17 protein-coding genes are annotated in these 22826 nt (G+C 47.1%); 2 read left to right on the top strand and 15 right to left on the bottom strand.

Annotated elements, in window-relative coordinates:
* The first annotated feature begins 12 nt into the window (after nucleotides 1–12).
* On the top strand, nucleotides 13–1239 hold the full coding sequence (locus P0M28_RS08445; RefSeq protein WP_302209355.1) for a mandelate racemase/muconate lactonizing enzyme family protein: 1227 nt from the start codon (nucleotides 13–15) through the stop codon (nucleotides 1237–1239).
* A 200-nt stretch (nucleotides 1240–1439) separates the two neighbouring features.
* Here P0M28_RS08445 and P0M28_RS08440 read toward each other — a convergent pair whose 3' ends face one another.
* The 6 genes from P0M28_RS08440 to P0M28_RS08415 all read right to left on the bottom strand — a co-directional run bounded on the left by P0M28_RS08440 (nucleotide 1440) and on the right by P0M28_RS08415 (nucleotide 6739).
* A complete protein-coding gene (locus P0M28_RS08440) occupies nucleotides 1440–2117 on the bottom strand; it encodes a cysteine hydrolase family protein (RefSeq protein ID WP_302209354.1) in 678 nt (225 codons plus the stop codon).
* 37 nt (nucleotides 2118–2154) lie between these two features.
* Complete coding sequence (locus P0M28_RS08435) at nucleotides 2155–2748, bottom strand: Crp/Fnr family transcriptional regulator (protein ID WP_302209353.1); 594 nt, start codon at nucleotides 2746–2748, stop codon at nucleotides 2155–2157.
* A gap of 83 nt (nucleotides 2749–2831) precedes the next feature.
* Nucleotides 2832–3992 (bottom strand): glycoside hydrolase 5 family protein, encoded by a 1161-nt coding sequence (locus P0M28_RS08430; RefSeq protein WP_302209352.1) that lies wholly within the window; start codon nucleotides 3990–3992, stop codon nucleotides 2832–2834.
* A 98-nt stretch (nucleotides 3993–4090) separates the two neighbouring features.
* A complete protein-coding gene (locus P0M28_RS08425) occupies nucleotides 4091–4726 on the bottom strand; it encodes an outer membrane beta-barrel protein (protein ID WP_302209351.1) in 636 nt (211 codons plus the stop codon).
* 27 nt (nucleotides 4727–4753) lie between these two features.
* Entirely contained in the window at nucleotides 4754–5164 is a 411-nt protein-coding gene (locus tag P0M28_RS08420) for a hypothetical protein (protein WP_302209350.1), read from the bottom strand.
* A gap of 330 nt (nucleotides 5165–5494) precedes the next feature.
* Nucleotides 5495–6739, bottom strand: a complete 1245-nt coding sequence (locus P0M28_RS08415; RefSeq protein ID WP_302209349.1) for a mandelate racemase/muconate lactonizing enzyme family protein — start codon at nucleotides 6737–6739, stop codon at nucleotides 5495–5497.
* Between the two features lie 148 nt (nucleotides 6740–6887).
* Here P0M28_RS08415 and P0M28_RS08410 point away from each other — a divergent pair, with 148 nt between their 5' ends.
* Nucleotides 6888–7055 (top strand): hypothetical protein, encoded by a 168-nt coding sequence (locus P0M28_RS08410; RefSeq protein ID WP_302209347.1) that lies wholly within the window; start codon nucleotides 6888–6890, stop codon nucleotides 7053–7055.
* A 74-nt stretch (nucleotides 7056–7129) separates the two neighbouring features.
* Here the strand turns inward: P0M28_RS08410 and P0M28_RS08405 are convergent, their stop codons facing one another.
* The 9 genes from P0M28_RS08405 to P0M28_RS08365 form a co-directional block, all read right to left on the bottom strand.
* The gene (locus P0M28_RS08405; RefSeq protein WP_302209345.1) at nucleotides 7130–7801 is read right to left on the bottom strand and encodes an RNA polymerase sigma factor; all 672 of its coding nucleotides are present in this window, start codon (nucleotides 7799–7801) and stop codon (nucleotides 7130–7132) included.
* 517 nt (nucleotides 7802–8318) lie between these two features.
* On the bottom strand, nucleotides 8319–8945 hold the full coding sequence (locus P0M28_RS08400) for a hypothetical protein (RefSeq protein WP_302209343.1): 627 nt from the start codon (nucleotides 8943–8945) through the stop codon (nucleotides 8319–8321).
* Nucleotides 8946–9533: 588 nt separating this feature from the next.
* On the bottom strand, nucleotides 9534–11759 hold the full coding sequence (locus tag P0M28_RS08395; RefSeq protein WP_302210868.1) for a T9SS type A sorting domain-containing protein: 2226 nt from the start codon (nucleotides 11757–11759) through the stop codon (nucleotides 9534–9536).
* Nucleotides 11760–11919: 160 nt separating this feature from the next.
* Nucleotides 11920–14127 carry a sulfatase-like hydrolase/transferase gene (locus tag P0M28_RS08390; RefSeq protein WP_302209342.1) on the bottom strand — a complete coding sequence of 736 codons (2208 nt, stop codon included), beginning with the start codon at nucleotides 14125–14127 and terminating at the stop codon, nucleotides 11920–11922.
* Between the two features lie 36 nt (nucleotides 14128–14163).
* Nucleotides 14164–15579, bottom strand: a complete 1416-nt coding sequence (locus tag P0M28_RS08385; protein ID WP_302209341.1) for a hypothetical protein — start codon at nucleotides 15577–15579, stop codon at nucleotides 14164–14166.
* Nucleotides 15576–16580, bottom strand: coding sequence for a glycosyl hydrolase (locus P0M28_RS08380; protein WP_302209339.1), 1005 nt, complete (start codon nucleotides 16578–16580; stop codon nucleotides 15576–15578). The genes P0M28_RS08385 and P0M28_RS08380 overlap by 4 nt, the downstream gene beginning before the upstream one ends.
* Nucleotides 16581–16601: 21 nt before the next feature.
* Nucleotides 16602–17726, bottom strand: a complete 1125-nt coding sequence (locus P0M28_RS08375) for a hypothetical protein (RefSeq protein WP_302209338.1) — start codon at nucleotides 17724–17726, stop codon at nucleotides 16602–16604.
* Nucleotides 17727–17791: 65 nt separating this feature from the next.
* On the bottom strand, nucleotides 17792–19333 hold the full coding sequence (locus P0M28_RS08370; protein ID WP_302209337.1) for a RagB/SusD family nutrient uptake outer membrane protein: 1542 nt from the start codon (nucleotides 19331–19333) through the stop codon (nucleotides 17792–17794).
* Nucleotides 19334–19345: 12 nt separating this feature from the next.
* Nucleotides 19346–22822: a SusC/RagA family TonB-linked outer membrane protein gene (locus tag P0M28_RS08365; RefSeq protein WP_302209335.1), complete on the bottom strand. Its 3477-nt coding sequence runs from the start codon at nucleotides 22820–22822 to the stop codon at nucleotides 19346–19348.
* Between the last annotated feature and the right edge of the window lie 4 nt (nucleotides 22823–22826).

Genomic DNA, 22826 nt, shown 5'->3' with positions numbered 1-22826 from the left:
ACCTGTTTTTGTATGTCACCTCGAATCAATCGCCGTAGCTTCCTACAGCAAGCGACTCTTACCTCGGCAGGGGCCATTTTTCTTCCCGTACTGCCCGGTCTGTCTCGCCCTTCTATTGCTGATCCGATTATTCCTGACCTTAAGAAAAAGCTCGGTGGCCCGGTGATGATTGAATCAGTGGAGTTGCTTAAGTATAAAAAAGAGTTTGTCACTATTGTTACTTCTACTGATGGGGTGCAGGGTATTTGCGTAGGCAATGGCAAGTTGGCTAGTATGCTCACATTTTTTGGTCGGCAGATCAAACCTTTTTTTGAAAGAAAAGACGCTACGCAAATTGAGCCTCTGCTGGAGGCGGTAATGAACTTCCGGAGGAATTATAAGTACGCCGGAATGACCCTGTGGAATAGTGTGGCGCAAGTAGAACTGGCTACCTTGGATATGCTAGGTAAAACCGCTCAATTGCCAGTGAGTCAACTTTTAGGTGAAGTTGTGCGTACCGAGGTACCTATTTATATGTCTAGCACCCTACGTTCTACTACTGCTGAAGAAGAAGTGGAGTGGGTTGGCAAACGAATTGCGGAGACCGGCGCGAAAGCTGCTAAGCTCAAAATTGGGGGACGGATGAGCAAAAACGTGGATGCTTACCCCGGCCGGTCAGAAGATCTTATCCGGTTGTCGCGAGAAACTTGGGGTGATGCTTTTACGATTTACATGGATGCTAATGGTTCCTACGATGTGCCTAACGCCATTGAGATGGGTAAGTTCATGCAAGATTACAATATTGGGTTCTACGAAGAACCGGTGTTCTGGGAAGATTTTGCCGGTACCAAAGCCGTAAACGAAGGACTGGCTATGCCTGTAGTGGGCGGTGAACAAGATAGCAGTCTACCCAAATGGGAGTGGATGATTAAGAGTGGGGCGATTGATACTGCCCAACCCGATATTATGTACAACGGCGGGATGATCCGCACGCTACAGGTAGCGAAGATGGCTGCCGACACGGGAATTGACTGTACGTTACACTCGCCTAAACGTAACGCCATTGCTTCTTGTATGCTACACTTTGCGGCTATCACTCCCAATATTGACCCCTTTCAGGAGTATCGGGCGAAGTTGGATGGCTACTCTGACCTATCGCCTGACTTCCCGGTAAAGAACGGTATGGTACAAGTGCCTACTGAGCCAGGTTTTGGAGTGGACTACGACCTGGATTTTCTGAAGAAATTTAAGACAGTATAGGATGATTGACCGTTTAGGGGCGTTTGCTAAGTGCGAATGGCTTGCATACATTCAGTTACCCTATCGTACATTAGCCGGGTAGTAGTAGGTTAGCCCCTTTGTTACGTGCTGCCAGCTATGTGATACAAGAGTATCTGATTTGCGGATAGCGTTTAATGTAAAGAGGCGTACGCTATACGTTACTTGTTTAGTGCCTATAGTTAGTTCATAACAGTCAGTAACTCATCTGTTTTTATGGAATGGTTTCGCTTTTCTACCTTTCGCTGTACGCTTTTAAAGTTGGTAGCTGTACCATTAGAGATCATAATGCAGTTATGACCGTTTTTTTTCAGTGTTTTCATCGTTGCTTCCACGCACTGATCGGTCAGAAATCCTGCTACTAGTAAGTTCTGATAGCCCTGCACTAACTCCTGAAGGTTACTTCCCTCACACGCATCAAACCCTGTTCTTCCAACAGCCACTATATCAGTATCTTTTCTTATGCCTTCTTCAAACTCAGCTTTCCAGGTGTTAGCAGTGAAAGCACCCATCAACTTAGGCATAAACGGCATCTTCCTATATTCCTCTTTGTTGTTTTTATCCAGTATAAGTGGGGTATGGATAATGGTATACCCTCTTTGTCTGGCTGAGTCTAGGAAGGATTTAGTCTTAGGGATTATTTTGTTTTTTCTGAGTGGCTTACGAATAAGGCGATTCAGAAAGTTTCCTTTTTGTGTCCAGGTCTTTTGAAATTCGATTACAATAATCGCAGTATTTGAGCTGTCAAGCTGCAAACTATCATACACGTTCTGGGAAAAAGCTAGAGAGCTGTTCAAAATTGTCGCCATAAGAAGTGAAAATTTTATTTTTTGAATCATCAATTCAATCGTTTGAGACAAAGCTCGGATGATTCTATGCCAGATGCATTAACAAATGTTAATGAGCTAAATTTTTCCTGATTCTACTTAATTGTACAGGTGTGATTCCTAGATGGCTGGCAATGTGGTAGTGAGGAATCTTGGTTTCTAACTCCGGATATTCTTGTAGAAAAAGCTTATAGTTCTCCGTGGCACTGTTGGAAAGTAAATTAATCTCTCGCTGCTGTTTTTTTCCGAAATAGCCCAGGAGAAGCCTATTTAAAATTTGAGATAACTCATTATATCTGCTAATCAGCGAATCGAAGGTCGAAAATGGAACATAAGTGTAGCAAATTTCCGTAAGTGCTTGAACGTTTACTTGGCTCGGCATCTGGGGTTCAATGCTTGCTATCAAAAAATCATTCTGCTGAAAGAAATACTTAGTGAACTCATCTCCATTTTTGGTGGTGATGTATATTCTGCCGATTCCAGAAGAAACGAAAGCAAACTCACGGTTGTACTGCCCTTTTCGTGAGAAAAACTGACCTTTCTCCAGTGTCTTTTCCTTAAGATTACCCCGAATATCAGTCCAACAGGCCTCTGACAATTTGCCGAAGTGCTCAAGTTCTTTTTTTAAATGCTGAAGATGAAACGGCTTTTGACTGAGTAACATGAAGAAAGTCAGTTTGCTGTAAAGTACATTGATCTAACTCAAAGCCGGTTATACTGGTTCATGTTGACTGTCAACCGCCCTAGTTAGCGGTGCGAAGCTACCCACGCTTGTACTTCTTGGTTTGCCTCCCGAATAAAGCTAATCATTTCTTCATCTGGCACGTTGTTACGGTCAATCAGTCCACGTTTTCTAATTTTGTTGCGAAGGTAGGCACCACACAGATGGGCTCCCACACACCCCGGATTCTGCCGAAGCCCGCTGAGCACCTCGGCATACCAGCGACCGTCATTACGGTGAATGTCCGGGTTATCGGTAGATAGCTTCTTTGCTCCATCAGCCCATAGTACGGGCATACCGGTTTGCTGATGCCATTCTTTTAAATGGTTCACCGGATCGCGAAAATCTTGAAAGGAAAGTACGTCCACGTAGGGACGGGCAGCTTCTACTACCTCCATTGGTAAGGGCTCATTGGCTTCGTAGCGGTCGCCTAAAATGAGGTGATGGGGATCGTAGCGCCGAATAGCCTCGTGGGTGACCCGGTACCACTGAGTGGCCATCTTCTTTAGCTCTTTTCGTCCGGTCGTGGTTTTAAGCCGTTCAGGATCAAACAGCGGTCCCTTCCACTCGTTTTCCGGGCGGGTGTGTACCCAAGTAGGACAGTCGATGTAAAAATAGCCAATCAGCTGGGAATCGTTTGCCAGGGGCACACAGTGCTCCCGAGCCACAAAATCACACCACTCGGCAAATACTGGGGAGAAGAAATCGGGGTGGCGAGTTTCGGCTTCCCACTGATGAAACTCAGCAAAGGGTAACTGATGGCAGTAGGGCATGTCTAGCCATTGGTATTCTTCGTAGGTAAAGTGGCGGGAGTGCCGGTGGTGGGTCAGTCCCCGGGTTATCACTTCCCGGCTCCAGCCCAAGCAATTGAAGCCCCAATCCAGTAGGCGTGGCTGCACTGATTCTTTCAGCCATCGCTCCATAGAGTTGCCGTACTTGTCTTCCCAGATATGAATGTTTTCAGGGTAGCGTAAGCTGGCAGGGTCTACGTGGTTCAGCCCCAGCGAAAAAAAGAGCGAATTATCGGGCTGTATCAGCCACCAGCGACCTTTTCGCTTTTCCAGCCGGGAGAAAGAAGGTTCCTCCATGCTCTTTTTTATCCCTACAGGATTTGCCCGGATAGCTGTACCAAGTAGTAGACTACTAATAGCTGAAGCTAGGAAGGTTCTTCGCCCAATGTTAGTCATCTATGGTAATATTGTTTAGAAACCCTTATAATAAATAAAACCAACGAACGTATTCAGTCCGTTGGTTTGTCACACCTTCTACGACGATGGGCTACTAACTACTGAAAAGGATACACGTTCAGCCCTAAGGATAATCGGGTAATAAAAAAGCCTTTATCGTCATCTACCCCAGCATCGTTGTCAAAGAAAACTACGTCGTTAAAAGCACCGGGGCTTAGCATTAAGTTCGCGTCTACCGCAAATATTTCGTTAATGAAGTACTGGGCACCTCCCCCTAGTGAGATAGCTCCACCTTTAGCACTGGTTTCCGGATCATCATCAAACACAGCCACTACGCTGGATAGAGCTACATCGGCGTAGGGCCGAAAACTACTGTTGTTATCCAAAAACGTAAACCGCCCACCTAATTCAAACAGGCTCAGTGCGTATTCGTCGTCACCGTTCCAGAACGGAATGTCAGTACCGTCACGTTCCATACCCGCAATATGGTAGCCCACATACAGAGTAAACAACGGCGAAAATCCATAGCCTGCTTTCAAATTCAGTCCTGCTCCTCTATCCCCATCAAACACATCCAGATTGGTATTTTCTACCCGAAGATCCGAGCTGTGGCTGCTGCTGGCTATCCCGATGTTCAGAAACAAACCTTCGGTATTGGACTGGGCCAGCAGTGATCCGTATGCTCCGAAGATAACAAGCGTCAATAGCGTAAAAGTCCTTTTAATTAGTATCATGTCCATCAGATTATACGCAAGTAATAACTACTGCTTTTCCAGTTTATAGACGTAGTTAAACGAAATTCCTTCCGATGTCATAGGCTGCAATAGCACCGCTGTTTCTTGATCTATAGACTGAATGACGTATTCTGTCTCCGTTTCATCTTCATCACCTTCCCAAGATAGGTAAAGCCTTTCACCTGAGAGTCTCCAAGTTCCTTCCAATGAAAAAAGGATGACACCCATCGTCATCTCACTCTCCTCTTCAAAGGAAAAAGTATAACCCTCTAACAAAATGTTTCCATGCTGAAGAAGACTATCAGTATTAACTTTCTCTAAGTCAGTTACTTTTATATCAGGAGTAGCCGAAGTGATGTTCCATTCTCCGAGAACATCGGCTTGCGTGTACTTCACTTCATCGTCTTTACTACAGGAAAGCATTGCGACAGCCAACACAAGTAGCCATACGACTGAAAGCTGTTTTTGTAAAATTTGCATAACCAAAAATTCAGAGTTTGTAATATTTTGATATGCAATAATAATAATCTACTTGTTAATTTGAGATGAATAAAGCGATTATAGCATACTTACGTGACTAAATAAAGATTATAAAATAGGCTAAGAAGGAATAGTGCCTAATAGGCTCGTACGCGCTTTCTGCCATTGTCTGTCAGGTAGCTATCCTCATCCTAATTCTTATTTTAAGTGTTTTTACTACACGTACTTACACAATCTTACAGTTTGGCCTGGTGTAGTAACTTACGCAGTAGTTTAGTATCTGCCTCATCATCCTACTACCTTATGTTTAGCCACAAAATCAGGGTCGAGAACAATGCCCGCCCCGGGACCGGTCGGTACTTTTACCACACCGTTTTTGCTTTTTAAGTCGGAGGTGGGGCATTCCAATGGAATTTTCTTGTTAAAACCCTTGAACTCATGGTACGGTCCGGCATTGGGTACGGCTGATACAAAGTGCATCATGTAGAGATAGCCTAACCCGGTACCTGAAATGTGGGGCACGCAGGTTTTACTTCGGCTGGCGGCCATCCGGGCTACTTTCATAGCACGCACCATGCCACCAAAATAAAAAATATCGGGTTGCACAATGTCTAACCCATCCTCCCGAATAAGCCAGTGAAAATTCCGCATACTAGGTTCCTGTTCGCCACCTGATACCGGAATGCCCATCGCCTCAGTTACTTGTTTTGTCTCAGGATACCAATCAAAAGGTACTGGCTCTTCGTACATGTCAAGCTTATATTCTTCCATAATTTTACCGATGCGGATGGCTTCGGCCACATTGTAGCTACCGTTAGAGTCAGCGTAGATCACCATATCGTCACCAAAGGTTTTGCGTACCAGCGGAATGAGCTGTTCACTACGTCCGGCCGGGTAGTCTTTATTCTTGCTCATCCGGCCGCCCATTTTAAATTTCATAGCCTGGGCTTCGGTTTCGTACACCTGCTGCTTAATCAGATCAATGGACTCTTCAGCAGATTTACCTCGGAAGTTATTCGCTTGGTAGACTGAAATTTCAGGGTGGTGAATATCACCGATGAGTGCCCCAATGGGCTGTTGGGCAATTTGTCCTAGCAAATCGAGTACGGCAAACTCAATAGTTGCCAACGGCACCCACAGAGCCAAGTTTTGCATCTTGTAGTTGCTCTTATACACATACACTTCCTCCAGCAGTTGCTCCCAGTTGCGGGCATCTTTACCCAGAAAGAAGGGTTGTAGTAGCTCAGTGAAAATGGGGTGTAGCACTTGGAGCTTGCGGTTATGTCCTACCGATATACCTTCGGCTCCGTCGGTAGAAGTAACCCGGCACAGAAAACTATTTTCGTAGCGCAGCAACTCGAGCCGATCAATGATTACCGGATTGGGGAACAGTTCGCGCTTAAGTACGGGTTGAGCTAAGATATCGTCTAGAGGGTTAGCCAGAGAAGAAGAATAATAACCAGTGAAAGGCAAGCTGCTTCCAGCAGTAATGGCTGAAGCTGCTTTCAGAAATTGACGACGAGAGGTAGACATAATTGATGGTAACGAGGTATACGAATTTGACGAAGGTATTGAAAAGTTGATAAACTATCAGGGAGTTCGGTTGCTTCGTACTGTAAATCTCCTGATTTTCGGCGTATACTCAGCCGTTCTCTTTTTAAGCAAACTGAAAGCTGTAAAAATGAAAACGCTGGTTCCAATTATTCTCTTGCCCATAGGCTGGCAAAATGATCCGGCGGAGAATGTAAACGTTATCCTGCAACCAGAAATGGAAGCGGTAGTTGCTGAGCACCGAGCACTATTAGGTCAGCATCCAGTAACGAAGACTGACTCCGACCAATCGCATTAGTAACGTTAATTATCAGTACGCCACTATTTCTAGTAGGTAATATTCCTGGTAGAAGGGGTAACTACTTACCTCGTTTATTGTATAAAATAGCTGGCAATAAGTATCCACCACACTTTGAGTTTAGAAGACTGAATTAAGTGACGTAGCTGACGGGAGGTTTGACTCAGGTAGATTTTTACGGTAGTAACCGAAACTCCCAGCTCTTGGGCAATTTGTGCATTGGAATGTCCACCGTACAACCCAAGTTGCACAATACGCTGTTTCAGCACAGATAAACCGCTCATCCACCGACTTATCCGGTACTCTATTTCACGAGTGGTTACGGCATGTTCGGTATCATGACAGCTAGCCGATTGCACAAGTGAGAAATGATAATGTTTCAGTATATCGTTTTGGCGAGTACGTACGGCATTAAGGATGTAATTCTTCAAACAGGTGAATAAAAAACCTCGTAATGATCGGGAAGGGTCTAGTTGACTACGTTTTTGCCAAAGCTTACTAAATACTTCCTGCACAGCGTCTTCAGCTAAGGCTTCGCTTTTTAACTCCCGCTGGGCAAAGCGTTTCAAATCTTCATTATACTCACGAGTAACTCTAGTAAACATAGCGTGATCACCCCTTTGCAGGTCGCTAATTACTTCGCAATTTTGGTATTCAGACCAAGGCTTGTTAGCAGTATGCTTTCCAAAAGGATCATGTTCTTTGGCGAGGGAGCTGGCAGTACATTTGTGAGTAGGATTGCCCATTATCAATTTTAGAAAAATAGAACTTAATATTCAAATATTTTTGATAAATCATAGAATTAGTATTAGTAAAGTGCCCCTGAGAGCAACGCGAAATGATTATTGGTATAGTCTTAATAGAGGTGGTTCTACGTGAATCCAAGTGGTTATAGCGGACAAGATGTCCGACGTTTCAGAAGCGATTGCCCAGAAAAGCACTGGGTTGCCCAAGCGTCGGACATCTTCTATACCCGTTAGGGTGTCTGCTTCCACAACCACATAAAATCATCGGGAAGCTAAAGGTAAGAACTTCAGTTGGACACACCGTAAAAAAAAACCTCAATACCGCGGTTGGGATTGAGGTTATTCTATTTCCACTTCAGTGCCTTGTAGTGTGGTAACTATACTACCAGTGGTGATAATCTTCGGAGCGAGCGCTCCATCTTTTGAGTAAACTGTAAAGGTGTATATCTAAATATTGTAAATGAAAGTGAGGAACCGGACAGAAATCCTGGCCCCGGCCCCCCTCACTAAAAAAATCTTAACGGAACAACCCTACCTTTAGTCCAACGACCCCTGTTAGCCCATCAATGTTGGACTGATCCAATGCCCGATAATCCATATTACCTACAACCCGATAGGCTACACCGGTGTGCAACCTAACATTCTGCATAAGGTTTACTTCCAATTGCGCCGAAGGTTCTACAAAGAAGAAGTTTTGCTCACCAAACGGATTAGTGTCCGTATCGTTGCTGGTTTCCCGATCCATTTCTACCTCGCCCATACCCACCATCAGAGGAAAAGTTAAGTGAAAGGTGTTGTTCGACCAAACAGTGTATTCCACAAACGCCCCGCCCAGTCGCATGTCTAAGTAAAGGTTATTCATGGGTTCACTAACCGGATCAATGTTGTTTACTGTCCAGTGGTAGCCACCTCCTACAGTGAGGTTCGGGCTTAACATCACCCCACCGCGTACCCCAAAAATGTGAGCGGTAGCTTCATCTAAGTTGCCAATTTGATAAGTAGGATTTATATAAAAACCCAGCTCCGATAGCGAGCCCGGATTGTTGAATAAAGTACGGGAGTCATCTTGGGCGTAGCTTGTGGTGGTGATTCCTAAAAAGATAAGGCTAAGTATAAGCGTTAATTTTGATATTAAGTGCTTCATGATTGATAAAAGTTAGAATTAAAGTAGAACATAGAAAAAAGTTATCCGAGAGACCTCTACAGACCAATAAGGATAGTTCGAGGAAAAGTTAAAGGTAGAAAGTTCAGGTTCGCTCAAAGCGTACCTCATCTAAGGTACTGTCATCATCATCACAAGAGAAAAAAATCAATCCAACTAGCGCAAAAAATACAGATATATATCGGTTCATAGCAACCAAATTAGTAGCATTGCTATCATTTACGAATGTAAAACTATTAGGTTGCTAGCTATTTAACTTTTTCTAAACTTTTATAAAAAAAAGGTTCAGTTATTTTAACCTTAGTGAAGAGATACCTGACATATCTTTCACTGCATCAGTTTTCTAGATAGTAAGGGTCTCGACTTTTCTATTAGAGTTTATTCTGATTTTTTGCAGTAGTTTTTCGGTAGCAGGCAGAAAGCGGGTGGTTGCCCCGCAGTAGGCAGTTAGCTGGAATAACTATAGCCAAAGGACTACTGCTTACTCTCACCCGCTAACTACTTTAATCCAGAAGCCTGGTCTGGCAAATAGTAAGCCTTATAGTAAACGGTCAGAATGATTGATGTTTATTATTTTACCATTAACTTTCTTTTGATCAACTCTTTAGAACCTATCACAATGTTTAATATATAAAGCCCTGGCTGAAAATTGCTAACATTGATAGCTGTCCGGTTTTGACCCTTACCAGACTGTAGGAGTTGTTGGCTGTGTAGATCGTAAATGGAATAGGAGTACTCGCCGTCAAGTTGTAAGTGCAATGCCTCATGCGCCGGATTGGGATACAACCGTACTCCGGCTAGATTACTCAGCTCACCTTTCTCTACTATCTTATTGCTTTTGCCACTAGCTATTCTGGCGTTGGTGGTAGGAATAAGCTTCCACTGGGTGCAATTGCCAGTGCCCACGTGGGTCTCTACCTTGGTGTTTTGTCCATCGGCACAGTTATCGTTGCGCATCTTGAGTAAGTTGCTACCCGAAGAGAGTTTGCTTTCCAGGAAGAAGTAGTCTGCTTCGGCAGCGAAGACCTTCCATTTGACCCTATTGCCCCCACCGGAATAGGCTTCTATCACCTTGCCTGCCTGACTGCTGCCCCCATCAGGGCTAAGTCGGAAGCCAGTAAGCACACTTTCAATGAAGTAGGTATCTTCTTCCCCAGCTACGGCCACTAATGTAAACCGATAAGCATCGCCGCTACCCGTAGCAGATCCTAAGAACATATCGCCCCCCGCTCCACTCGGGCTCTGCATCCGTCTACCCGCATCGCGGTTCTCTAAGAAGTAAGTACCACTCAGGTCGCTAGGATTAGGGTCGGGTCCTCCTCCATTGCTACTGACGGCGAAGTTGGCTATGGTAAGATCGCAGCTAACGGTGTTGATAACTCTGTGAGTGAGCTGGGGAATATTCTGTTGTTCAGTGCGGAAAGCGAAGTTGGTGGCTAGCGGTATTTCACCACCTCCGTCGGGGGTAACGAACACATCGTAGGTGTGGCTGGCCAGGTCTACTTCGGTACGGATAGCGTAGGTAGTACCGGCCTGGTAGTTGACTGAAGCATCGGCTGCGTAGGCTGCGCCATTGCGGGCATCAAGTTGTCCGTTAGCATTGAACCGGATGGTGATAGCCAGATCGGACCAGGCGGAAGCGGCACCATCGGAGAGTCCGAGGGCACCGTCCATATTGTTGCCGTTGGGGGTCATGTTCCAGGTGGCGGTGAAGTTGCCATCTTGGGTAGCCAAGCTATTGTTCTGCCAATTAATTACTGGGCCGCAAGTGGGCCCCGGGTTCGGATCGGAGTCAACATCATCGTACCAGGTTTGGGGACCAAAAGAAGGATTACCGGGGTCTTGATTGAGCAAAATCATCTGATTTGAGTTACTAACATTTCCTAAACCAGTGTTGATGAAGGTATTATTAAAGCGATAGTTGGTGTAATCTCGATCGTTACCAAATCCTTCAATACCCCGCCCTTGCACATTTTTGATAATATTATTTTTGATTCTAACCCCAGGATTATTGTAGACCAAGATACCTCCCGCTCGCGAAGGTTGTCCGGTAATGCTACGTACTCCATCAATAGTACTTCCTACCACCCATACTTCGCTATCGACCTCCGCGTTATGGACACCACTATTACCTGCTTCCACACCGATAGCGCAGTCGTTAGTTTGACCGCCACCTACTGCGTAGATTTCTACATTTTTAATGGTGCAATTTTTAATCATCACCCGATAGGCTTCTGCCTTAATATTGACCGCCTCTCCTCCGTTGGTATTGGATATTTCGGCTCCTTCTATCCAAATATTATGGGTAGGGTCTTGTGCCTGCTGGGCTTGGGCAACATAGATTCCCTCACCAAACTTCCCACCGTTATTTTGACCGGTTTCCGATACTTTGCCACCTAACCAATCAATGTGGTGTGACTGGTCTTCACGGTCAGTCACTGAGGAGTTACTCCGATTACGCATTTTGAGCCCGAAGCCTCCTGTGTTGATGATCTGACATTCTTTAAAAATAAGATGGTCGCTACCAAACACTTCAACACCCAAGTCACCATCTCTAAATTGAATTCGCTCGAATACAAGATATCGGCAGTTTTTGATGGTACCAATTTTACCCTGGCCGTTGCCATCGATGCGTACAAGCTGTCCAGGATCGGATGATTTGATAACAATTGGGTTGCTGGCCGTACCGTTTACATTGCTGATGTCGATTCGATCATACTTGCCGGGTTGTACTAGCAACACATCCCCCGGCGAAGCATTATTGATAGCATTGTTGAGATTATCGTTTGGGGTAATAACTATTGTGCCCGCCTGCGTGGTGTGAATGCCACACCACGCAGGCGGGCTAATGTGACTAATAGATAATTTACATTTCTCATAAGTAGATTTTTTAGTTGAAAGTATTAGTTGAAGACTATCTTATTGTATAGTATTCTGTTAAGTACTTATCCATTAATCATATCACCTCTACCAATATCCGTGAGGAATTTTTCACTCCTTTGGTGTCGCTAAATTCGGCGTTGATTGTGTATTGTCCCTTATCCTTGAATGAATGTCGAAAGCGATGGTCGGGCGAGCTTGTTACCTTTACTAATTCAAAATCAATGAAGTATTTTACAGAGTGGATCACCTCCGGATTGTCGGCAAAGGGAGTAATGGTAAAGTTCTCATGTTGAACCAACGGGTATACCGGGCGACCTAAGCGAAAGAGGAAATCAACCGTTTCTTGAGCGAGCGTACTTTTAGCGATTAGAGAATCACCAATTGAGAGTGTTATACCTGCATTTACCAATACCTGATCGCTTTCCTGAGCCACTCGGTGCAACACAATTCCTTTCAGTTGAGTGAGCCCGCTGCTTGGCGAGAGAGTGTCTTCTAATAAGATCGTGAGTACTTGTTTGCCCGAAGGCAAGGTGAGCGCTTGGTTGAACAGCGAGGTAGCAGGTTTTTTATCTACCGACCCCACAATGGTATCGTATTCGGTGAATACCTTCATAGTAGCCTGGGAGCTGCTATCTGACGGCGAAATCAGCAGCTCAACTTGGTAGTCTCCGCTATCGGCTACGTGCAGTTGATAGCTCAGGCCATCGCCCGGCGAAGCCCAGTTGGTAAAATAGAACTTGCCAGGTCCGGTTCTTTCCAGGTCGCCGTACACTTGGCTAACACCATCTGCGTTAATAGGGCTGCTTCGCTCTTCCCAGTGCCCCACCCAATACACAGCAGGTTGAAACGTCCGCCCTGAAGCTGTTATGTTTTGGTACCACCGATTAACTGAGCGTTTTAAGCTGTCTGTCAGTTCAGGCTGGGCTGTAGCTAGATTTTCGGTCTCCTGCGGATCGTCGATCACGTTATGCAGGAAATAGGTCACCGTATCTCGTCCGTTTAGGTAGTTGTCTTTTCGTACGAGTTTGTACGCCTGATGCTGCACCGAAATATCACGTAACCGGGGGGCACTTCTGTCAAACTGATCTTCTTCAATCAGATACAGATTGGTATTGTCAAAGTAGGTACGGTTAGCCAGTAGTTCGGAGGTGTCTTCGCCTTTAATCAGCGGGTACAAACTTTTTCCGTCTAATGTTTTTTGATCGGGCGGGAAGGCAATATCACACATGTCCGCCAGGGTGGGGTAGATGTCCAGCACTCCCGCAATCGTGTCAACCTGTCGTCCGGCCTTTATTTTTCGGGGCCAGCGTACGTAGCAAGGCGACTTTACACCCCCTTCCCAGATGGTAGCTTTGGTGCCTTTGAGGTGGTACCCCCATAGGGCAGCCCTTTCCGCAGATTCTTCGGCGTTCATACGGCGCTTTAGCTGATGGTCGGGGGCACCGGAGGGGCCATCATCCACCATAAAAATTACGATAGTGTTGTCGGCCAAGCGAAGCTCGTCCAGCGTTTCTAATACGCGCTGCACATTTTTGTCCATTTGCTCAGTCATACCCAGCACCCTTGCCACATGGTCACTAAAGCCTTGGGCTTTGAATTTCTGAAACAGGTCATCAGGGCAGTTGTGCGAACCGTGTATCGAGAGAAATGGAAGATAGCAAAAGAACGGACGGTCTTGGTTTTTCCGGATAAACTTGGTTGCCTGGTCACCCAGCACGTTCGGTACGGGGCCAGCTACGCGCACGATCTTGTTGTTGAACAGCACTTGCGCGTCGTAGTAATCGTAAAGGCGAGGGTGGACCCCCACGTCGAAGCCCCGGTTCCAACTATAGTAAGCCCAAGTTTTGCCGTTGTGCCACTTGCCAAAGGCTCCCGTCCGGTAACCCGCCCGCTGGAACAAGTTACCCAGCGTGTGTTCATCCCGGTGCATAAAGTCCCGCCCCCAGTGTACTCCCCACACCCCGGTAGTCAAATGGTCGCGACCTGTAAGCAAAGAGGCTCGGGTGGGGGCACACGCCCCAGCACTTTGGTAGAAGCGAGTAAACCGAAGCCCCTCCCGGGCAATACGGTCAATGCCGGGAGTTTCTAACGCCTGATTTCCTTCAAAACTAATGTCGCCGTAGCCTAGGTCGTCCGCCAGAAAAAGCACGACATTGGGAGGCGTTGCTTCGCTAGTCGTCTGAGCCCAAGTCACTATTGGTAGTAGTAGGGCGAGCAAGGTTACTAACGCCGTTGGGTGTTTTATTTTAGAGTGGCGGGGCAAAAATTGGCTCAGTCTCATGGCTTCTTTTTCTTGGTGTTGCTTCTACTTCTTTAGTTAACCACCCACAATTCGGTATTTTTCGTCAGAGAATTGGCGAAAGGCCTTTCGCATAGGTTCGTGATAGTTGCCAAAGGGATCTTGCAACCCGCTGTGCTGCCGATCCTGCTGTTTGGGTGCCGTGTTCCAGCTATCCATCCAGCCGCAGTGGTCCCAACCCACAAAATCGGGCCGGGCAAATGCTTGTCGGGCAAAGGCGGCCGAAACCTGCGCCCGCTGTTCCTGACTGGCGCAGTGGGGGCCATTGGGGTGGGGCATCCTTTCTGACGGAGTGGAGTAGCAGGAGTCGGCATTGTACAGCGGTACCTGCGTAGCGGCTGACCAAGCATCCAACCGTGGTTTTTGCTCATCGTACAGCCCGTACCATTGGTAGTAGATCAAATCGCTGTATTTTGCCGTCAGCCGAACGATCTCTACCGGGGTTTGGGTATTACCATTGATTTTATCCCCAAGTATCATATGCTGGCGATCGTATTTGCGAATAGCCCCACAAATCACCTCGTAGTATTGCTCCAAAACTGTCAGCAAGAAGCTATCTAGGTCCTGTAGCTCGGCCTGATTGTCAGTGTCAGCTTCTTTTCGCCAGTCGGTGGCATTCCGAAGTTCTTCAAAAGAGGAAAATGAGGTAGTGTACACCTGATTGAAGTGAGAAATATTTTTATCGTACCGCTTCTGCATAAAACCTACGTAGGCCCGCTTGCCCGGAGCTTCAGGGGGCAGGTTCCGGAGCACCCGCGGCCAAGTAGGGGTTTCCTTTCTAGGCCCACCGTACATAACGACCTCTCTCGCCCGGGACTCTTCCTCCCGCCATACCGGACAGTTAGCAAACTTATACCCAATTAAGTAAGGGTCATCGCGAAGAGGGTGGCATATTACTTTGGCCATCGTATCGCACATTCGGGCGAAGTCCGGCGAAAAAACGTCGGCAAAACTTTCTTCGGTGAGCGAGCGGAAGTGGCAGATAGGCGCAAATAAAATCTGTTTTACGTATGGAAACCGTAGGTTAGTGTAGTACTCTGTGGGTGTATGGCAACCAAATACATTGAAGCCAAAAGCCTCCATATCGGCAGCCACCTTTTTCTCTAGAGCAGGATAAAACTCTACCTTATCCTCCAGGTCGGCAACTCCCAAACGCTTCTCCCAGAAATTCCGGTTTTCGTCCCGTTTCATCAGCTCCGGGTAAATATGATTGATGCCAAAGGACAAAAAAGAGTTTCCCTCGGGGGAGATTAACCACCACCTTCCGTTGATGTTCTCTAGGTGGAAGTAGCCGGTCTTTTCCCCCTTCACCCTGGGCGACCCACCGTACCGGTCCCACTTGGTTGATAGGCTCGGACGTATACCCAAGCCGAGCGGGCCCGTAGCTAGCAAGGCAGCTGAACCGGCTCGGCGAACGAAGGTTCTGCGCTTCATCGGTTTGGTACGTTTAGTGAGCCAACTTCATTCAAGGTCATTACGCGCGGGTCGTCGTACAACTTGATAATATCTTCTGGGCGGTTATGGGTCCATAAGAAGTGCGTCCAGATCATAAACCAGGCCCACTGCGGTTGTTGGCTTAGAATGGCCGGAGTAGGGGCGGTTCCGCATTCGCCCAGCGCAATCGGCTTTCCTTCTGCGAGCTCCAGTAGCTCGTCGTGGTGGCTCTGCCGATAGTCGTTGTGATACACGTCGGCAGCTAGCACATCTACGTAGCTTGACCCCGGAAAATAATCCGCGTAGGCCATTGTGCTATCGGTGGGGGCGTTGGCGTTCCATACCCACAGTAGGTTGTTGAGCTGGTGGTGGTGTACGTAACGATCGTACAGCATGACCCATAGTTTGGCAAAACTTTCTTTACCGCCCCACCAAAACCATTCCCCGTTCATCTCGTGATAGGGTCGCCACAGTACTGGAATTTGACGGTCTTGGAGCTGCTTTAAAAAGTAAGCTACCGTATCTATTTTTTCTAGCCACTGTTGGTGTATCTTGGTACCCGAAGTGAGTAAGTCGATCCACTCTTCTTTGGTTACTTCGTTTTGAATGCTTTCTTTCCAGCCATTCGGTTCGCTGTCCTGAGGGCGCACCTGGTGGTACATGAGTGTGATAATGTGCCCTTGCTCATGCATCCGAATGACTTCATCAATGATTTTCTGTCGATGGGGAACCGCTTCGGGCTTATAGCTAAAGTCGCTGCCCCATAGGGCGGGTCGTTTCCCAGTGATGGTCACCACGCTGTCGGAATACACAGAAAGCTCATGCGGGTAGTTATGCTGACCAGACAGGATGCGTTCGCCCCGGGTTTTGTAGAGGAGGGAAAGTAACTGCTTTGCTTCTTTACTTGCCTTTGGGTTCACTGGGACTGCTTGGGCGACTGATAGGCTGGCTTTGAGAAAAAGCGCTAAACTGAGTACAAACAGACACAGGCTGCTTTTCATGGTTGATCGGTTGGGTAGTGTTTATTTGTGGTGCGTTTGGTAAGCCTTTTGTAATACAGAGGTGTGAATTTCATTGAGCTTGTGAACATACGAGTAGGGAACACCCTCTTCGTTTACCAACCCCTGCTTGAGCAGCGTTTCCCGAGGTTCGTTCACGTATTGGCATTTGTTGTAACCGATAATGTAGGGTTGGGCAAAGGCTTTCTCCAAGTACTGGGTGTAATGCTCTAAGTACTGATCTTGACTGTTAGCCACCTGTCCCATAGTTACCGGATGTTCTTCGGTGGAGAATGAAGTTACATGGTCGGCAATGTAGATGGGTTTACCGAACGAGCTAAGGTGTTCAAAATACTCCAGATGAAACTCTCCAGCGGGCTGGGTAGCAATGGCATCTACGTACGGAAGCACTTCTTGGATAACGTAGTCTGAAACGTCCTCTTCATTGTAACGATCACTGAAGATCAAATGATTGCAGTCGTACTTTCTGATATAGTCTGTACCCATTTGGTACAGTTGCCGGGCGATGATACCTAGAAAAGCTTCCTCCGGTAGGTCGGGGTTTTCTGCTTTCCAACGTTGCCATACCGCGTAGCCGGGGGCGGTTTGATCCAGGTTTTTAAAGAATGCAATCCAGCCTCCGGCCCTTTTGTTCGTCCATACGGGCATATCCGTCAGAAAGTAGCCCAGTAGATTTTTGTTGGAGGCTTGGGGTTGAACAATAGTGGCAATTTTCTTTTCCAGCGCTTGTAAGTAGGCTGGATCAAAGACATCCTGAAAGGCAAAATCGTCGTCTGATTTGTAAGATCGTATCTCCAGTAGGTTAATCCCCTTGCTGTAAGGAAATCGCTGCCACATCCATTCAGGGCCCTGATAGCACCCCGCCGTAAAACCCCATGCTTGAATATTATCTACTACTGCATCGTAGTCGGGGTTATCCAGTGTATGAAAATGGTTGATGCCCAGTGCTAAAAAGGGGTGCCCGGTAGGAGTGATGAAAAAAGATCGGTTCTTCATCTTCTCTATCCGAAAAAATCCGGTAGCCTCACTTTTCCCCAGCGGATACCCTCCGTAGGGATCATCTGTTTGAGCATGGGTCCCATATACGATCATCCCGTATAAGTAAAAGAGAATAATGGATGCCTTCATCTACGTAGATTATCAGGATGTGTAAAAAAAGCAGAAGGGGATAATAGCCCTTCTGCTTGAGATAATTAGTACCCCGGATTTTGTTGCCAGGACCGACTAAATATTAGCTGGTTGGCTGGAATAGCAAATAGGTACCTATCGTCGGTAAAAGTAGGTTGAGGGTCTAGTGAGTTAGCCCCTTGAAACACTTCTTGCCCCAGTCGCAAACGCTTGATATCGTACCACCGCTTGAACTCAAAAGCCAGTTCTACCCGTCGTTCCTCAATGATTGCTTCATGCAGTTCCTCCCCGCTCAAACCTCCCGATAAATTGGCCGGTTCGCTTCGGGCAACGCCATCGGCATTGCGGGCGCGCTCACGTAACTGATTTATGTACCCAATGGCTTCCGAAGCATTACCTAAGCGATTGGCCGCTTCAGCAGCAATAAGCAGTACCTCAGCGTAGCGCATCGCGATGTAGTCGTTATCGGTTTCGCGACCAATAGGCCGTTTAGTTATGCCTGGAAATCGGCGAAACTTTGCTACGTGCGGTAGTGCCGGTTGCGAAGAGCTCCGGGAGAATTCCGGATAATTCTCAAAAGAAATTGTATCGCCACCGGAATTAACAACCTCTGTTTGGAAGCTCACTTGGGTGCGGTAATCACCAAGGTTGAAACTTTCGTATACCTCCATCGGTGGTACCAAGGCTCCCCAGCCATTAAATGAACCAGCGATAGGAATTCCCGTGAGGGCAGGAAGAATATCGTCCTGAAAAGGAAAATCAAACACTTGAGAGGTAAAGGCTACTGTCAGCAGGGGCTCCTGAATTGAAGCCGCTTGGTTGGCATTGAACAAATCCTGGAAATTAGGTTCTAGCCGGTAGCCGAACGCCCCACTGTTGTCAATCACAAATTTAGCTTCGTCGTAAGCCTCTTGGTAGCGTTCCAGGGTCAGAAATACCGAGGATAGATACCCTGCTGCTGTGCCTTGCGTAGCCCGGGTGCGGGTGCCGCCGTTCTTCACCTGCGGCAGATTGTCTTTGGCAAACTGAAAATCAGGAATAATCAACTCATCGTAAATCAGTGCTACCGGCTCCCGGGGTAAATCGTTCAGCCCATCGGCTCCCTCTGACGAACTTACCTGAAAGTCAACGTAGGGCACATCGCCAAATAATCGTACCAAATGATAGTAGCTAAGTGCCCGAATGAACCGGGCTTCACCAGCGATACGGTTACGGCCGTTTACATCTTCAATATTTTCGGACGCAGCAATAGCCGCATTAGACGAAGCGATGGTTTTAAAGAAAAAATTCCAGACACCGTTCATAATCCCGGTAGCGTCATCTTCAGCAAAGTTGTCAAGGCCCCGGCGCTCGGCACTGGTGTTTACGTAGGTACTCACCATATCGCTTCGTACCATTAGGGCAGTGTTTAGGTTGCCCCCAAATAAGGTGCTGGTGGCCAGGTGGGCGTACCCTCCTACTACAATGCTCTCTACCCCTTTTTCGTCGGAGATCACTTGAGGCGATAGTTCAGATACTGGTTCTTCTTCCAGATCAGTGCAGGCACTAATGGTTAGTACCAATGCGCTCCAGACTATTGTCTTTAGTATGTTATTGATATTTTTCATGTGATTGCTATTTTAGAAAGCTAAGTTTAGTCCTACGGTATACGATTTACTGTTAGGGTAGCTGCCGTAGTCCATCCCCAGATTTTGGGATCGGCCGCCCTCACCACGGCGATAGGCTACTTCTGGGTCTACTCCTTGGTAGTCGGTAAACGTAAGGATGTTCTGGGCACTGATGTATACACGTAGACGGTTGATTCCGATCCGGTCTAGTACGCTTTTCGGCAAGTTGTATCCCAATAATAGGTTTCTTAACCGAATAAAGCTGGCATCTTCTAGAAAACGGGTAGAAATTCTAGCTTGTCGGCCATTCACCGATGCTCTCGGAACATCGGTATTAGTATTCTGTGGGGTCCATCGATCCAGGGCGGCCGTAGTGGCATTAGTTCCCCCGTTCAGTAGCTCTAGCTCCATTCGGGTGAAGTTCAAAATCTGTCCACCCTGCGAGCCGGTAAAGAAGATGTTCAGATCAAAGCCTTTGTAAGAAAAAGTATTATCAAACCCAAAGGTAAAATCAGGGTTAGGGTCACCGATAATAGTGCGGTCATCACTATTTAGAGTACCGTCTGGCTCAAAGATGACTTGGTTATCGTCATCGCGCCCTCCGGCAATATCCCGGAACCTCTCGCCCCCGGCTTCCTGCTCAAAGCCGGATCCCTCAACAAAATCGTCACTCTCTTGGTATACCCCATCGTAGATGAAGCCAAAGAATACCCCAATAGGTTCCCCCTCGCGTAGTACCTGCGACTGGGTATTACTATTCAGCCCATTAATGTGGTCGGGCACCGTAGTATAAAATACGTCTTCACCCTCGGGCAGCGAGACTACTTGGTTTCGGTTACCATTGATATTAAAGCGGGCACTCCAGCGCAGGTCACCGAAGGTATTGTTGGTACCAATAGCTAGCTCAAGTCCCCGGTTCTGAATTTCACCTAAGTTCCGGTTTTGCTGGGCCGAACCGCCTACCAGTGGATTGAGAGGTACTGCAAACAATAGGTTTGTGGTATTGGTCTGATACCAGTCAGCCGACAAAAACAATTTGCCTCCCCAGAAGTCTCCGTCAAATCCTACATTTAGCTGACGGCTAGTTTCCCACGTCAAATCAGTGTTAGGGATTTGTCCGGGATTGAGAGCAGTCACAATGTTGTTGTTTTCATCAGAATATATGTCGGTATTGAGCGTGGGCAAGGTGGAATAAATTCCAATATTTTGGTTACCGGTGGTGCCCAAGCTGGCGCGGAGCTTGAACAGCTCAATGCTAGACACCCCGTCCAGAAAGGCTTCATTCTTTAGGTTCCAGGCAAGACCGACCGACGGAAAGAGTTCGTACTTATTTCCTTCTGACAGCCGGGACGACCCATCGTAGCGTAGGGTACCCGTGATAAAGTAGCGTGACTGATAATCATACTCCAACCGACCGTATACCGAAAATAGCTCGGCCTGGCGGAAGCGGGATTCCGGTAGCGTAATGAGTATCCCATTGGCTAAGTTCCAGTACCCAAAGTTGTCGGTAATAAAATTTTCGTTCCCCGATGCATTGTCAGTAAACACTTCGTCTTGATACGAAGCTCCGGCGATGAGTTTAAGATCGTGGGCCTCGCCGATTTTCTGCTGAAAAGTCAGGTAGTTTTCACTAATCAGGTTCGTGTTTCGACGTGAATCGACTTGGGCTACTCCACCTGGCTCTCCGGCTACTAACGTAGAGGGAATGTATCTGCCCCGGTTTCGGTTATTTACGCTGTAGCCAAAAGTAGAAGTGAAGTCCAGCCATTTCGTAAATTCTATATTCGCCCGTAGGTTCATCTGAGCATCGTCGCTCGTAGCGTCATTGATGCGCTCGTTAGCAATAGCCACTGGGTTGTTAAACCCTTGTCCGGTACGGGCTGTGGTGTAGGTGCCATCGTCGTTAAATATCCCTAAATCGGGCGCAAATAAGTAGGCCGACGAAACTGCGCCCTGAAATAAGGGGCCGCCAGTACGTTCTTGGGTCACCACCCCGCTGGAAGTACTTCTGCGGTATAAAAGGTTCGCACTCAGCGATAGCCAGCTCGAAGCATTAAAATCCAGATTGCTATTAAGGCTAAACCGATCAAAATTAGAGTTGACAATGGTGCCTTGCTGGTCGAAGTAACTTCCGGAGACGAAGTACTTCACATCTTCTGATCCACCGGAAATAGACAATTGTGTGTTTAGGATACTTCCCGTACGGAATATCTCATCTTGCCAGTCAGTATCAATAGACGGATCTTCAATAAGGTTGTAATTAGGATCAACCTCTAGCACTAAGTCTTCAAATTGTGAGCGGTTCAGTAAATCCAGTTGCCGGATCACCTGCTGAGGTGAGTAGGACGTGTTTACTTCGACGACCGGTTCTCCGGCTTTTCCTGATTTAGTAGTTACAATAATTACCCCATTAGAACCGCGCGAACCGTAGATGGCCGCTGCCGAAGCGTCTTTGAGTACTTCTACCGATGCAATATCCTCCGGTGGGGGCAGTACTCCTCCCACAAAACCATCTACTACATACAGAGGGGCACTATTGGAAAAAGGCGAGGTGATCCCCCGAATGGTTACTTGCGGATTAGATCCTGGGTTGCCGTTAGTAGAAGTAACATTCACCCCGGCTACCCGTCCTTGCAGTGCTTGGTTGAGATTAGCCGCTGGAAACGCTGTGATCTCTTCGGCTTTGGTAGAGCCTACTGCCCCGGTCAGATCGCTTCGTTTCTGCGTACCATAGCCCACCACCACTATTTCGCTGAGCGATTGAATATCCGGGGCCAGTGCTAAGTCGATGGTACTGCGTCCGTTGATGGATACTTCTTCACTTTCGTAACCTACTGAGGAAAACACCAATGTTTCGGCATCGTCGGGAGCCGTTAATCGGTAGTTGCCGTCAACATCGGTGACCGTTCCTACAGTAGTTCCTTTCACCAATACGTTGACCCCTGGCAGACCCTCGTCTGTTGACAAGTCAATTACTTGCCCAGCGATGGTTTGCTCCTCGTTTTTACTGGTACCGGCGGGTAGCTGATTGCCTAAGCTTTCTACTTTTTTTATCAAACCTGTCGGCTTAGCTAGTTCGTCAGCATCAGGCTTCTTCTGGGGTAGCGGAGCTAGCTGAGATTTAGCCTCTTGAAGAATGTATACATCTTTCACCTTGACAAACGTGATTGCCAAGGGATTGAGTGTTTGGCGTAGTACCAGTTCAATTTCCCCCACCGAATTCTTTGCTGACGGGCGAACCATTTTATTAGCTACTAGCTCTTCGGGGTAGGAGAAGTGAATAGCGTGCTGCTGTTCTAGCTGCCCTAAAAACTGCTTGAGTGATACTGTTTGCTGAAGCGACAAGCTGCTAGCCACTGCCGGATCAGCCCACGAGAGCAATTTCTTGTCTGATGCTGAAGGAGCTGACTGCGCGTATGTAGTGCAGAGTGTAAGCCAGCCTACGCCTAGCCATATTCCGCACCGTAAATACGTAAATAGATTTCTCATAAAT

The sequence above is a fragment of the Tunicatimonas pelagia genome (assembly GCF_030506325.1).
GTDB classification, from domain to species: Bacteria; Bacteroidota; Bacteroidia; order Cytophagales; family Cyclobacteriaceae; genus Tunicatimonas; species Tunicatimonas pelagia.
This window is presented reverse-complemented; position numbering and strand designations above follow the sequence as displayed.

What these genes read in the sequence shown, in the direction of transcription:
- P0M28_RS08405 (WP_302209345.1), bottom strand. Translation starts at nt 7,801, where the DNA reads ATGGGCAATCCTACTCACAAATGTACTGCCAGCTCCCTCGCCAAAGAA.
- P0M28_RS08380 (WP_302209339.1), bottom strand. Translation starts at nt 16,580, where the DNA reads ATGAAAAGCAGCCTGTGTCTGTTTGTACTCAGTTTAGCGCTTTTTCTC.
- P0M28_RS08370 (WP_302209337.1), bottom strand. Translation starts at nt 19,333, where the DNA reads ATGAAAAATATCAATAACATACTAAAGACAATAGTCTGGAGCGCATTG.
- P0M28_RS08430 (WP_302209352.1), bottom strand. Translation starts at nt 3,992, where the DNA reads ATGACTAACATTGGGCGAAGAACCTTCCTAGCTTCAGCTATTAGTAGT.
- P0M28_RS08445 (WP_302209355.1), top strand. Translation starts at nt 13, where the DNA reads ATGTCACCTCGAATCAATCGCCGTAGCTTCCTACAGCAAGCGACTCTT.
- P0M28_RS08425 (WP_302209351.1), bottom strand. Translation starts at nt 4,726, where the DNA reads ATGATACTAATTAAAAGGACTTTTACGCTATTGACGCTTGTTATCTTC.
- P0M28_RS08435 (WP_302209353.1), bottom strand. Translation starts at nt 2,748, where the DNA reads ATGTTACTCAGTCAAAAGCCGTTTCATCTTCAGCATTTAAAAAAAGAA.
- P0M28_RS08400 (WP_302209343.1), bottom strand. Translation starts at nt 8,945, where the DNA reads ATGAAGCACTTAATATCAAAATTAACGCTTATACTTAGCCTTATCTTT.
- P0M28_RS08385 (WP_302209341.1), bottom strand. Translation starts at nt 15,579, where the DNA reads ATGAAGCGCAGAACCTTCGTTCGCCGAGCCGGTTCAGCTGCCTTGCTA.
- P0M28_RS08390 (WP_302209342.1), bottom strand. Translation starts at nt 14,127, where the DNA reads ATGAGACTGAGCCAATTTTTGCCCCGCCACTCTAAAATAAAACACCCA.
- P0M28_RS08365 (WP_302209335.1), bottom strand. Translation starts at nt 22,822, where the DNA reads ATGAGAAATCTATTTACGTATTTACGGTGCGGAATATGGCTAGGCGTA.
- P0M28_RS08375 (WP_302209338.1), bottom strand. Translation starts at nt 17,726, where the DNA reads ATGAAGGCATCCATTATTCTCTTTTACTTATACGGGATGATCGTATAT.
- P0M28_RS08415 (WP_302209349.1), bottom strand. Translation starts at nt 6,739, where the DNA reads ATGTCTACCTCTCGTCGTCAATTTCTGAAAGCAGCTTCAGCCATTACT.
- P0M28_RS08410 (WP_302209347.1), top strand. Translation starts at nt 6,888, where the DNA reads ATGAAAACGCTGGTTCCAATTATTCTCTTGCCCATAGGCTGGCAAAAT.